This window comes from Arthrobacter sp. B1805, from assembly GCF_002929745.1.
GTDB lineage: Bacteria > Actinomycetota > Actinomycetes > Actinomycetales > Micrococcaceae > Arthrobacter_D.
The window spans coordinates 262,956-275,717 of record NZ_PJIQ01000002.1; the positions used below are offsets into that span (position 1 = coordinate 262,956).

Genomic DNA, 12,762 nt, shown 5'->3' on the forward strand with positions numbered 1-12,762 from the left:
GCGGACGCCCCGTCGTGTCGATCTGGAGTAGCTACTACTTCGTGAGGTCCACCCGGTAGGTGCTCGTGGCGGTACCGTCCTCACTCGTCACGGTGACGACGGCGGTGCGGTCCCCACCCGAGGGCTGCGTCACGGTAGCCGTGGCGTACGGGTCCGCGGTGACGACCGAGACCGCTGGCACCTCGCCCCGAGCGGGCACCGAGTACTCCGTGACCGCAGGATCGAAGCTCTCGATCGGCGTACCGTCGAGGCTGATCGACGCGAGAGCCGCATCCGACGAGGCAGCCGGAACGGAGCCGAGCACCTCGATCTCGCTGACCACCATGTGCGTCTGCGACCGGGCGGTCATGACCACCCGCACGCTCGACGCCGTCAGGCTCGCAATCGGCAGCGTCACCGCGGGCGCGGGAGAGCCCGCGCGCACCGCGACCGGCCCGCCCGCATCGGTCCACTGGCCGTTGGCGCCCTGGACCTGCAGCTGCACGGTCTGCGCGTAACTGTCCGAGGAACCGTCACGGAAGAAGTGGACGACGACGCCCCCGAGGGTCTGCGCCTTCGGCAGCGTGACCGTCAGCGTGTCGGCGGCGTTCTTGGTGCCGGAGCGCCAGTTGGACCACGCCTTGTCGCGGGTGTCGCCGTTGAACAGGCCGGCCGTGCCGTAACCCGGCTCGGTGTAGGTCGCGCGGGCGGTGGTGCCGCCGTTGCCGTCGTCGGCCACGTTGTCCAGCGTGCCCTCGGTGACCTGGATGCGGACGGTTGCCGGAAGCGTGCCGCCGTTGCCGTCGTCGGCCGTGCCCGCCAGTTCGTACACGCCGGGGGCCGGGTAGCCGACGGCGGTGTTCCAGCTGACGGGTCGCTCCACGGTTCCGCCCTGGCTGCCGACGGCAGTGACGGTCGCGGGCAGCGTCGGCAGGCCGTTGACGACGGCCTTCGCGCGTGCCGGCTGCGTGGAGACGAGCGTGTCCACGGTGACGGTGAGCTCCACGGGGAACTGCGTGCCGGTGAGGTCGGTTGCGATGCCCTTGACCTTGACGGTGCCGGGCTTCTTCCAGCGGTTGTCGTTCGGGACCTTCCACTCGACCGGGATCGCGCCGCGCTCGCCGTCACGGTACACCGGTGTCACGGTCTCGGGCAGCACGGGTGCGATGCCCGGGACGGTGAACACCGTGGCGTCCTGCACGGACAGCACGGTCTCGTCGATGAGCGTCCAGCGCTGGTTGGCGCCGGAGTTCGCGATGTACAGGGTCACGGCAGCACCCTCGGCCGTCGAGCCGCCGCCCACTTCGAGCAGCAGGCCTGTCTCGGCGTTCACGAACGTGTAGGTGCCGTCGCCGGTGGTCGAGGCGATCCACTCCGCGCGCGGGTTGGCTCCCGCAGGAGCGACGACGGCGGCGCCGCCCTCGTCCGCGAGCTGCGAGGCGCCGTCGAGCGTGGTGATGGAGTAGCGCTCGCGGTTGGTGTTGTCCTCGGCCAGGCTCGTGAAGCGGAACAGCTGGCCGGCGTCGCCGGGGTCGCTCGCGCTGATGACGGCGGTGGTGCCGGTCGGCTCGATCGACTTGCCGCTCTGCACACCCTGCAGCCGGTACACGTGACCGTCCTGGATGGCGGCCGCGTCCTCGGCGATCCCGGAGACGCCCTCGACCACGAAGGTCGTGACGGACTCGGCGGGCGCGGTGACGACGGCGGAGCCGCCCTCGATCGCGACCGGAGTGCCCTCGACGAGCGCTCCGTTGGCGTCGCTGACCACGGGGGTCACGGTCGCGCCGGCGGCGACGGACGCGAACTTCGAGAAGTCGAGGACCACGGGCTTGGCGTCGGTGGACTCGTTGATGTGGACGACGGCAGCACCGGTCTCCGTGATGGCGGCGGTGGTGTCGACGTCGTTCACCTGGACCAGGCGGTCGCCGGGCCTGATGAAGTGCGTGTAGTTGCGCACGGTGTTGAACTTGGTGTTCGTGTAGATGGGGCAGCTCTCGAGCGTGTCCGCATCGGTGCAGTCGAACGGCATCTGGATGCTGCCCCAGTTGGCGCCGGCAGCGCTCTCGCCGCCGGGCTTCATGTTGTCGTAGTCCTCCACGGGCTGCCAGAACACCCAGGCGCTGGGCTCGAGCTCACGGAGGTCATCGGTGATGCGCTTGGCCATGCCGAGGCCCGGTTCCATGCTCGTGAAGCTCTGGCCGTTGCCCCAGGAGCCCTCGACCTCGCTCATCCACAGCGGCTTGTCTTCGCCCTTGGCGATGTCCCTCACCGTGGTGCGCTGGCCGGTGCCGTAGGTGTGGACGTTGAGCTGGTCCACGAGGGCGCGGACGTCCTCGGGGTAGCTGTTCCAGTTGGTGGCGAACGTGCCCGGGTTGGTCTCGTCCATCGCCGAGATGGTGGCGTCCGTGCTGGCGGCGTCGAGCTTGGGTGCGAGGTTCCGCAGCACCTGCTGCTGGAGCTGCGGGCTGATGTGCGCGCCCTCCTGGCGTCCCCCGACCGGCTGGCCGCTCGCGTCGAGTCGCGTGCTCCAGTAGTTGGTGTTGGGCTCGTTGAACGGGTCGAGCGTGTCGACGGTGATGCCGTGGGCGTCCTCGAGTTCCTCGACCACGCGGACGAGGTAGGCGTTGAAGTCGTCGATGCTCTCGGTCTTCAGCTGGTCCGCGGTGGCATTGAAACCGCCCGAGACGTAGCCGCTGACGGTCTGGAAGTAGGGCGGCGAGTTGCTGAACGCCTCCCAGTGCGTGATGTCCTGCTTGATGCGGTCGATCCACCACCGCTGCGTGGCGTCCGCCTCCAGGTTCCAGTCGGCCGGGTCCTCCGGGTCGAACCAGTCGGTGTCCTCGCGCGTGGTTCCCTCTGGCGCCTTCCACCAGCCCTCCACGGCACCGCCCGGGCGCAGGTAGTCCTTGACGTCCGGCGCGTTGCCGCCGCCGATGTTGTAGCGCGCGATGTTGAGGTTGAGCCCCTCGGGCCCGAACACCAGCTCGGCGAGGCGGTTCCGGATCTCGTCGGGGTAATCGCCGGTCGCGTTCGCGAACCACACGAGGCTCGTGCCCCAGCCCTCGAACTCCTCGCCCTGGTAGGAGGGGTCGGGCGTGAGGGTGAGGGCGCCGTCGGGCACGGCCGCAGGTGCGGGGGGAGCCGGGGGAGCGGCCTGCGCCGCACCCCCGATGAGGGAGGCGGCAGCCAGGACGGCGGCCACCCCCACGGCGGCGGCCTGAGTGGCGCGCCTGGATCGATTCGTCATTGAATATGTTCCTTCCAGCAAAGGGATGAACTGCAGGGGCACTGCTAGGTGGTGCGTCCCTTCCTCGAGAGCACGGCGACGGAGCGGGGAGCCAGCTTGGACTCCTCGCCCGTGAGGGTGTCGCCGTCGACGCCGGCGATGTCCACCGGTTCGTCGGTGCGGTTGATGAGGAAGACGTAGTCGGCGTCGTCGTCGGTGCGCAGCACCTGCTCGACGGCGCCGCGGAGGTCGGCGGGAAGCTCGCTCTCGATCCCGGCGCGGGCGGCGAGGTCCGCGAGGACGGGTTCGATGCCTGCCGCGCCGAGGCGCGCACCCACGTAGGCCGCGCTGCCTGCTCCGGGGTCGGAGGAGACCGTGCGGCGCGTGACGGCGGCGTCGCCGGAGTGCTCACCCGTGGTGTAGCGCGCGAGGACCTCGACGCCGTCGGCGCGAGGCAGCACGCGGTCGGCCCAGAGCGTCGCGGTGGTGCCGTTGTCCAGCTGCACGGTCTCGCCGTCGAGCAGGGGTCCGAATTCGTCGATGCGCACGCCGAGGAGGTCCGCGAGGGCGCCCGGGTAGCCGCCGAGCCAGATGTGGTCGTTCTCGTCGGTGATGCCACTGAAGTAGCTGGCCACGAGGTGCCCGCCGCCGGTCACGTAGTCCTCGAGGCGCGCCTTCAGGGCCGCGGGGACGGAGTGCAGGATGGGCGCCACGACGAGCCCGTAGCCGCTGAGGTCTGCTGCGGAGGGGACGACGTCGGCGCGGATGCCGAGGGCGAGGAACGCGGAGTACCAGTCGAGGGCTTCCTGCTTGTAGCGCAGACGGTCGGACGGGTGGGAGTCCTGCTCGGAGGCCCACCACGAGTTCCAGTCGAAGAGGATCGCGGCCGGCGCCTTGCTGCGGCGGGATCCGACGACGGCGGAGAGCTCGCCGAGTTCACGGCCGAGGTCGACGACGCTGCGGAAGATCGGGCTGTCCTCGCCCGCGTGGGGGACCATCGCGGAGTGGAACTTCTCGGCGCCGGCCTTGGACTGCCGCCACTGGAAGAAGCAGACGGCGTCAGCGCCGTGGGCCACGTGCGTGAGGGAGTCGCGGCGCAGTGCGCCGGGCTTCTTCGGTGTGTTGATGGGCTGCCAGTTCACGGCGCTCGTGGAGTGCTCCATGAGGAACCAGGGCTTGCCGGCGGCGATGTTGCCGGTCAGGTTCGCGGAGAAGGAGAGCTCGTCGACGGCCTGCGGGCCGGGCACGAAGTAGTGGTCGTTGGAGACGAAGTCCACCTCGGCGGCCCAGTCGGCGTAGTCCATGCCCTTGGTCTCGCCCATGACCATGAAGTTGGTGGTGACGGGGATGCCTGGCGTGATGCGGTGCAGAATGTCGCGTTCCTCGCGCAGGTACTGCTTGAGCGCGTCCGAGGAGAACCGCTTGAAGTCGAGCTGCTGCGTGGGGTTCGGGTGCGAGGCGGTCTGCCGCGGGGGCAGGATCTGCTCGAACCGCGTGTAGCGCTGGGACCAGAAATCGGTGCCCCACGCGTCGTTCAGCGCGTCGATGCTGCCGTAGCGCTCAGTGAGCCAGGTGCGGAAGGCGCGGGCGGCGTCGTCGGAGTAGTCGTAGATGTTGTGGCAGCCGAGCTCGTTGGAGACGTGCCACGCGCAGACCGCGGGGTGGTCCTTGTATCGTTCGGCCATCGCGGTCACGAGGTTCAGCGCGTGCTCGCGGAAGACGGGGCTGGTGGGGCGCCAGTGCTGGCGCGCGCCCGGCCAGAGGGTGCCGCCGTCGGCCGTCACGGGCAGGATCTCGGGGTGCTCGGTCGCGAGCCACGGTGGCGGGGAAGCGGTGGCGGTCGCGAGGTCGACGGCGATGCCGTTGGCGTGCAGCAGGTCGATGACCTCGTCCAGCCACGCGAAGTTCCAGGTGTTCCGCTCGGGCTGCAGGCGCGCCCAGGAGAAGATCGCGAGGGACACCACGTTGACGCCGGCCTCACGCATGAGCCGTACGTCCTCGTCCCACGTCTCGCGCGGCCACTGCTCCGGGTTGTAGTCGGCGCCGAAGGCCATGCGCTTGCGGTTGGGCTCGGACGGCCAGCGCAGCCAGCGGTGGGTGGTGGGTGTTGACACGGTACAGCTCCTAGAGGCGATTCGTGAGGCGTTCGATGCACGGGTGGTGCTCCCGCTGCGGGTTCGGTGCAGCGGGGTTGTAGCAGATATGGAACGGGCCGGGCGGGTGCGCGAGCTCCCGCCCGACCCGGGTCTGGTCGAGCTGCTGGGACGTCTACTCCGAGACGGTGAAGCCCTGCTCGGAGCCGTACTTGATGCTGGCGTCCTGCCAGCTCTTGAGGCCCTCGGTCAGCGGGGTGTCGGAGACGTAGGCCTGGCCGGCGGTGTCGTTGAAGATGCTGTTGGCGTACGCCTGGAAGGGCAGGTAGGACCAGCCTTCGGGGACGTTGCGGGCGGATTCGGCGAAGATCTGGTTGGCCTGCTGGCCGCCGAAGTACTCGAACTCGGCGTTGAGGAACTCTTCCGATTCGAGGGCCGCCGCGGTGGCGGGGAACGCGCCGCCGTCGATCCTGGTCTGCACGCCGTCGCCCACGTTCGCGTAGTCGAGGAAGGCGTACGCGAGGGCGCCCTTCTCACTCGCGGTCGGGATGGTCAGAGAGCTGCCGCCGTTCTCGGCACTCGCGGTTCCGCCCTCTTCCCACTGGGGGAGCGGTGCCGCGCGCCACTTGCCGGACGCCGCGGGGACGCCGGAGGTGAAGTTGCCGGGCATCCAGGCGCCGGTGGCCAGGGTGGCGATGGTGCCGTTGCCGAGGCCCTGGTACCACTCGTCGCTCCAGGAGGTGATGGGCGAGAGGAGGTCCTCGTCGAGCAGCTGCTGCCAGGTCTCGGCGAACTTGGTGGAACCCTCGTCGGAGAAGTCGATGGTGACGTCGGTGCCGTCCACCTTGTAGGGCTGGCCGCCTGCCTGCCAGATGAGGCTCGTGGTGAGGCCGGCGTCGCCCGTGTCATTGGCGATGTAGATGCTGGAGTCCGCGGCGTGGAGCGCGCGGGCTGCCTCGACGTACTCGTCCCACGTGGTGGGGACCTCGACGCCGTGCTTCTCGAACACTTCGGTGTTGTAGTACAGGGCCATGGGCCCGGAGTCCATCGGCAGGCCGTAGATGCCCTCGCCCGCCTGGACGGAGCTCCACGGGCCGGGGTTGAACGTGTCGGCGAGGTCGCCAGCGCCGTAGCCGGTGAGGTCCTTGACGGACTCGGCCAGGGCGAACTGGGGAAGCGCGAAGTACTCGATCTGCGCGACGTCGGGCACGCCCGAGCCGGCCGCGACCGCGTTCTGCAGCGCGGTGTACTGGTCGTTGCCCGTTCCGGCGTTCACGAGGTCGATGTTCACGTTCGGGTGCTCGGCCTCGAAGTCCTCGACGACCTTCTCGAGGGTGGGCTCCCACGCCCAGATGGTGAGGTCGCCACCCTCCTCGAGGGCTGCCTGGACGTCGTCCGCGCTGACTTCCTCGGGTGCTGCGCCGCCGGCGTCGTTCCCGCCGCCACCGCATGCGGTGAGGGTGAGGGCTGCCGCGAGGGCGAGTGCCGAACCGCGCAGCACCGCCGGGGAGATTTTGCTCTTCATGGGGTTCCTTTTCACTTCATTGTTTTTCGGAAGGGGTAACGGGAGGGGATTACTCTTTGACGGCGCCGGCGCTGAGGCCGGACTGCCAGTAGCGCTGCAGCAGCAGGAACGCTGCGATGAGCGGCAGGATGGTGAGAAGCGAACCGGTGATGACGAGGTTGAAGATCGCCTCACCGCCCGCCGTCGACGCCTGCGCGTTCCAGGCGTTCAGGCCCAGGGTCAGCGGGTACCAGGCCGGGTCCTTGAGCATGATCAGCGGCAGGAAGTAGTTGTTCCACGTGGCGACCATGGTGAACAGCAACACCGTGACGATGCCAGGGCCCAGCAGTGGCAGGCAGATCTGGAAGAACGTGCGGAACTCGCCGGCGCCGTCCATGCGGGCCGATTCCAGCAGTTCGGTGGGGATGGCCTCGGAGGCGAACGTCCACATCAGGTACAGGCCGAACGGCGAGATGAGGGACGGGATGATCACCGACCATGGGGTGTTGGTCAGGCCCATCTCGCTGAACATGAGGAACGTGGGGACCGCCAGTGCGGTGCCGGGAACGGCCACCGCGCCGATGACGACGGCGAACACGGCCTTCTTGCCAGGGAAGTTGAACTTCGCGAGGGCGTACCCGCCGAGGACGGCGAGGAACGTCGCTCCGCCGGCGCCCACCACCACGTACAGCACGGTGTTGAGGAACCAGCGGCCGAAGATGCCGTCGTCGTACGTGAGGGTGTCGCCGATGTTGCCGAACAGGGCGAAGTCGCCGCTGAACCAGAGGCCGAACGAGGTGAAGAGATCTGCCTGGGTCTTCGAGGAGTTGATGAACAGCCAGACCAGCGGGATGAGGCTGTAGATGAGGACGATGCCCGTGAGGACGGTCAGCAGGACGCTGCGCCTCGGGTTGTCCACGCCGCGGCGCGTGCTCTTCATGCGCACGTAGCCGGGCTTCTGCTTCTGGTGGTCCTTGCGGGTGTGGGCGGGTTCGACGGCGACGCTCATGGTCAGCTCTCCTTCCGCATGCCGCGCAGCTGGACTGCGTAGGCGATGACCATGGTGATGACGCCCATGATGATGGCCACGGTGGCGGAGTAGTTGTACTGCTGGCCGGAGAAGCTCAGCGAGTAGGCGTAGAGGTTGGGGGTGAAGTACGTGGAGATGGAGTTCGGCGCGAGGCTCTGCAGGATGGCCGGCTCATTGAAGAGCTGGAAGCTGCCGATCACCGAGAAGATCGCCGCGACCACGAGGGCTCCGCGGATGGCGGGCAGCTTGATAGCGGTGACGAGGCGGAACTGGCTGGCGCCGTCGATCTCCGCGGCCTCGTACAGGGACTTCGGGATCACGCGGAGGGCCGAGTAGAAGATCAGCATGTTGTAGCCGATGAACTCCCACGTGACGATGTTGCCGATCGAGGCGAGGATCAGGTCCGGGGAGAGCGGGTTCGGCAGGTTGATGCCGAGCGCACTGTTGATGTTGCCCACCAGGCCGAACCGCGTTCCGTACATGAAGCCCCACATGAGGCTGGCGACGACGGCGGGAACCGCGTACGGCAGGAAGATCGAGATCCGGAAGAAGGACTTCCCGTAGAGCCTGCCGCTGTCCAGGGCCAGGGCCACCAGGAGGGCGATCAGCAGCATCACGGGCACCTGCACCGCGAGGAACAGCGTCACGCGGAGGAGCGAGGACCAGAACTGGGAGTCCTGCAGCGCCTGGGAGTAGTTGGCGAGGCCCACGAAGCCGTTGCCGCCCACGAGCTGGTTGCGGAAGAAGCTGAGCCAGATCGAGTAGGCGATGGGTGCGAGGAAGACGACCGCGAAGACCGCCATGAAGGGGCCGATGAAGAGCCAGCCGGACCAGGATCGCTTCTGGGTGCGCTTCTGCGCTCGCTTCGCGGGCTTGGGCTGCGTGCCGAGCGCGGCCGGTGGTGGTGACGCCGTCGTCATGGGTGGTTCCTTCTGACTCTGTCGGTGATGTTTGCGTAAACATAGCAGGGCTTCGAGTTGGATGTTTGCGCAAACATTGTTGTTACGATGGTCACATGTCCTCCACGCCGCGTCAACACCTCGTCCGAGAGGAACGTCGCGTGTCCATGTCCGACGTCGCCCGCCTGGCCGGCGTCTCGGCGCAGACGGTGTCCCGGGTGTCCAACGGCAGCCCGGGTGTGGTCGAGTCAACGCGGCAGCAGGTCATTCGCGCGATGGACGAGCTCGGGTACAGGCCCAACAGTGCTGCGCGGGCGCTGAAGCGGGGGAGCTTCCGGACCATCGGCGTCCTGCTCTTCACGCTCTCCACCACCGGCAACGTCCGCACCTTGGAGGCGATTGCCGCGAGGGCCGCGGAGGAGGATTACGTCGTCACGCTGATCCCCGTGTCCGCGCCGACGCAGGCCGGTGTGCGGGGAGCGTTCTCGCGGCTGAACGAGCTGGCGGTGGACGCGATCATCGTGGTGATGGAGGTGCACCTGCTGGATGCCGCGACGGTGCCGCTGCCTCCGGGCGTGCACGCCGTGGTGGTGGACTCGAACGCGAGCGACGGCTACAGCGTGATCGACACTGACCAGGCCGACGGCGCCCAGAAGGCTGTGGAGCATCTGCTGGACCTCGGGCACGAGACCGTGTGGCACGTGGCCGGGCCGTCGGAGTCCTTTGCTGCTGAACGGCGCGTCAACGCGTGGCGCGAGACCCTTGCCGCTCGTGGCTCTATCGAGCCGCCGCTGCTTCGCGGCGACTGGTCGGCGGACTCGGGGTATGTCGCGGGCCTGACACTGGCGGAGTCGGACTGCACCGCGGTGTTCGCGGCGAACGACCAGATGGCGCTGGGGATCCTGCGGGCGTTCCACGAGAAAGGCGTTCGGGTGCCGCAGGACGTCTCGATCGTCGGGTTCGACGACATCCCGGACAGCACCTCCTTCAGCCCGCCTCTGACGACGGTGCATCAGGACTTCGCGGAGCTGGGCCGGCGCTGCGTGGACAAGGTGCTGAAGCAGATGCGGGACAACTCGACGGAGCCGGGGCGGGAGCTCGTGCCGACGCGGCTGGTGGTGCGGGAGAGCACCTCTGCGCGTTGACGGCGCTGCGCCCGAGCTTCGGTAGGTCTATCTGGCGATCACCGCGTACCCTCGGACTCAAGCCGGCAGGACCTTAGAACCGTCTCGTAATCCGACCCCGCGTCGTACGGGTCGGAAATCTGGAGGTTCACCCACAGGTGCACGGCTTTGGACAGTTTTGGCGGTAAGGAGAGCTCTTCGGTATGGGAGAGCAGTATCAGCTGAGGGAAGGGCGGAGGCACGCCGGCGCGGCTTGTATCCCAAGGGATCGATGACACAAAAGTGAACTTGCACAGCGGTCGATCCTGCGCGTGAAGAAGACCAGCAGTTTTCCCGCTACGAACTCTTCGTGGTTCTGCTGGTAGTGCTTGTTCTGGCCCACCCCGCACCCGTGGAGGCTGTGCACGGCCACCGCTCGCTCGAGGTGAGCTACCCGTGTCGGTGACTCAGGTGGGTGTGTGCAGGCGGGCCCCTGGTTCCTGCTATCCCCCTGTGTGCGGGATAAGCAGCGGAGCGTGAGGGAGCTTATGCCGTGCACCTGTGGACAGGAGGCTTGTCCAAGCGGCCCGCAGCTGCCTCATCGACAAGTGATGACAGTGCCATGTCGTTGGCGTGGGGGACAATCGCTTAGTGAGCCATTCTGACGATTCGATTACCCAAAGAACAATCGACCAAGCGAGTGGGAAGGCCTTCCGAGATGCTTTCGACCGTGCCAACGGCAAGCCTTTCCGAGATGCCTATGATCGTGTCAGCGGATCAGCAGCTCAACAAGCATTGAAGCAAATCTCGTTGCCGGTGAGTACGTTGACTGCCGATGTGGCTGCGATGGCGTCGGGGCGCTCGGCTGTTGAGTCGCTTATGCGGTCGATTGGTTCGTTGCCGGTGAGTACGTTGACTGCCGATGTGGCTGCGATGGCGTCGGGGCGCTCGGCTGTTGAGTCGCTTATGCGGTCGATTGGTTCGTTGCCGGTGAGTACGTTGACTGCCGATGTGGCTGCGATGGCGTCGGGGCGCTCGGCTGTTGAGTCGCTTATGCGGTCGATTGGTTCGTTGCCGGTGAGTACGTTGACTGCCGATGTGGCTGCGATGGCGTCGGGGCGCTCGGCTGTTGAGTCGCTTATGCGGTCAGTCGGGTCCCTACCGGCGAACACGGCATTCGGAGACTCGCGACAGGCTCCGCTACGCCAACCAGTCCCTAAAAAGCTAAGCGAGCGAGTCCCACCCCACTCCCTGAGAGATGCAGCGGATGTACTTAGCGACACCGCTAAGAGCGGCGAACTCCATGACGTGGTGGCAGAAGCAATCGAAAGCCAGTGGCCTGGGGGTATCTTTCGAGATTTTGAAGGACCCCGATTCGATGCCCTAGTCGAGTCCATCCGAAAGGATGAGGATCGGGTTGGAATCACTGAGCTAGAGCGGCAGTTCGAACGTTTGGGGCAAAGCGAGGAACTGCTTCAATATGCCGCGACGGAACTCAGGCTGACAGTCCCGTTCGACCACGATCCTCATGTTCGTGCTGCGCTCCAGTTCGTCGTGACAGTCGTGTACTCAATCGTCATGGTCTACTTGCTGGTCTACCTCCCCGTAGCAGCTGCCATCGGCACCGTCACAGGAACGACGCCTTCGGCCCTGAAGGTTTGGAAGTACACCGGAACGGCGTACGACAAGCTCTACGACAAAAAGCACTACCACCCGGAAAAGGGCCTGGACTCGTCGACACAGTCGAAAGGCCGTCGTTCGAGGGGTGACAAAGGTGTCTGGTGAACAGTTCACCATCAAGAGTTGCGCACGGGCGACCGATCGAAAGACGGTGACGCGCATCGACCACGATGAGATCCACGACGGTGTGATCAATCTGCACCTGATCCAACGGACGCCGCACCGGCGGAACCGGGCCCGCAGCCGACAGATGCGACCGCCTTGCGTCCGGCCCCTGCCTCCGCGTGACCCGTTCAACCGGATCCAACTGCGCGATCCTGCGTTCGACCGTCATCCGCGATGGCGCCGGCAACCCCTGAGCGCGGCACGCCGCGACGATGTCCCTGTGGACGGCCGCGACCGATCTCTTCTGCTGGGTCAGGAACCCCTTCCGGATCGCTGCGATGACAATAGCCTCGACAGCATCGGGTAGGCGAGTACGGCCGCGGCCGCCGCTGGATCGTGCCGGCAGTAAACCCGAGACAAGACACCCACCCTCACGCCACCGGTCTAGGAGCACATACACCGGCCGATACGACACACCCAACGCCGCAGCCGCGTCACCTACCTGGCCACGACCAACACGGGGAAGAGCTGCAAGCGGGCCGATGACAGCAGCCGCCCGGACCGCCTGGTTCCATGCTTCATCGCTCGCGGTCAGAAGACCGCGCTCATCCACAGATCCTTGGACCTCATCCATCACCGACCCCATCGTCGAAGTAGTGATGACGGTAATGCAGACCCCCCTCAAGCAGCCAGACCGTTACTCCGTGAGCTTGGATGACGTGAGCAGGCACGCTCACGATCGGCTTACCGACGGCAAATCAAGTGTTGAGAAAGGCCTACGCGCTACCTAGTGAGACTGCTCCCTAAGAAGATCGATCACCGGGCACCAAGCCGACTGATGGGACCAACGTGTCGGACGAGCTGGACACCGACGAGCTGGACGAAAGCGAGGATCACGAGGGAGGCGAGACGTTCGCGGACAATCACGCCGAAGAAGAACTGATGGCCTACGGACTAGCCGCCGAGTAGGAGAAATGGGCGCCGTGCTGGGCGGGTACCACCCGCCCAGCACGGCAAGCCCAGCGACAGGAGCGAAGGGGGTGACGTCGCCTAGGTGCCGGGGCGGTTCGTCGCACCCTCAGAGCCTCGAGCGCGGATCACCTGCGACGAACCGCCGCCCACACCATACATAGCTTGGGCCTT

Annotated in this window: 8 protein-coding genes and 1 pseudogene; 2 read left to right on the plus strand and 7 right to left on the minus strand. The window is 66.9% G+C overall.

Annotation, left to right across the window (positions count from 1 at the left end; translation table 11 throughout):
* Positions 1-34: 34 nt before the first annotated feature.
* From CXQ96_RS03885 to CXQ96_RS03905, 5 genes are all read right to left on the minus strand, one after another.
* On the minus strand, positions 35-3,226 hold the full coding sequence (locus CXQ96_RS03885; protein WP_104116713.1) for a glycoside hydrolase: 3,192 nt from the start codon (positions 3,224-3,226) through the stop codon (positions 35-37).
* 44 nt (positions 3,227-3,270) lie between these two features.
* A complete protein-coding gene (locus CXQ96_RS03890; RefSeq protein ID WP_258058816.1) occupies positions 3,271-5,319 on the minus strand; it encodes a beta-galactosidase in 2,049 nt (682 codons plus the stop codon).
* Positions 5,320-5,473: 154 nt separating this feature from the next.
* The gene (locus CXQ96_RS03895; protein ID WP_104116714.1) at positions 5,474-6,823 is read right to left on the minus strand and encodes an ABC transporter substrate-binding protein; all 1,350 of its coding nucleotides are present in this window, start codon (positions 6,821-6,823) and stop codon (positions 5,474-5,476) included.
* Positions 6,824-6,872: 49 nt separating this feature from the next.
* Positions 6,873-7,742, minus strand: coding sequence for a carbohydrate ABC transporter permease (locus CXQ96_RS03900; protein WP_219816081.1), 870 nt, complete (start codon positions 7,740-7,742; stop codon positions 6,873-6,875).
* 71 nt (positions 7,743-7,813) lie between these two features.
* The gene (locus CXQ96_RS03905; RefSeq protein WP_104116716.1) at positions 7,814-8,752 is read right to left on the minus strand and encodes a carbohydrate ABC transporter permease; all 939 of its coding nucleotides are present in this window, start codon (positions 8,750-8,752) and stop codon (positions 7,814-7,816) included.
* 95 nt (positions 8,753-8,847) lie between these two features.
* On the opposite strand from CXQ96_RS03905, the gene CXQ96_RS03910 reads away from it, so the two are divergent.
* Positions 8,848-9,876, plus strand: a complete 1,029-nt coding sequence (locus tag CXQ96_RS03910; protein ID WP_258058817.1) for a LacI family DNA-binding transcriptional regulator — start codon at positions 8,848-8,850, stop codon at positions 9,874-9,876.
* 743 nt (positions 9,877-10,619) lie between these two features.
* Here CXQ96_RS03910 and CXQ96_RS03915 read toward each other — a convergent pair.
* Positions 10,620-11,006: a hypothetical protein gene (locus CXQ96_RS03915; RefSeq protein WP_104116717.1), complete on the minus strand. Its 387-nt coding sequence runs from the start codon at positions 11,004-11,006 to the stop codon at positions 10,620-10,622.
* 139 nt (positions 11,007-11,145) lie between these two features.
* Here CXQ96_RS03915 and CXQ96_RS18765 point away from each other — a divergent pair, with 139 nt between their 5' ends.
* Entirely contained in the window at positions 11,146-11,619 is a 474-nt protein-coding gene (locus CXQ96_RS18765; protein WP_258058818.1) for a hypothetical protein, read from the plus strand.
* A 169-nt stretch (positions 11,620-11,788) separates the two neighbouring features.
* On the opposite strand, the pseudogene CXQ96_RS19030 reads toward CXQ96_RS18765, so the two are convergent.
* A pseudogene (locus tag CXQ96_RS19030) lies at positions 11,789-12,265 on the minus strand (helix-turn-helix domain-containing protein); the annotation flags it as partial.
* Positions 12,266-12,762: the final 497 nt, after the last annotated feature.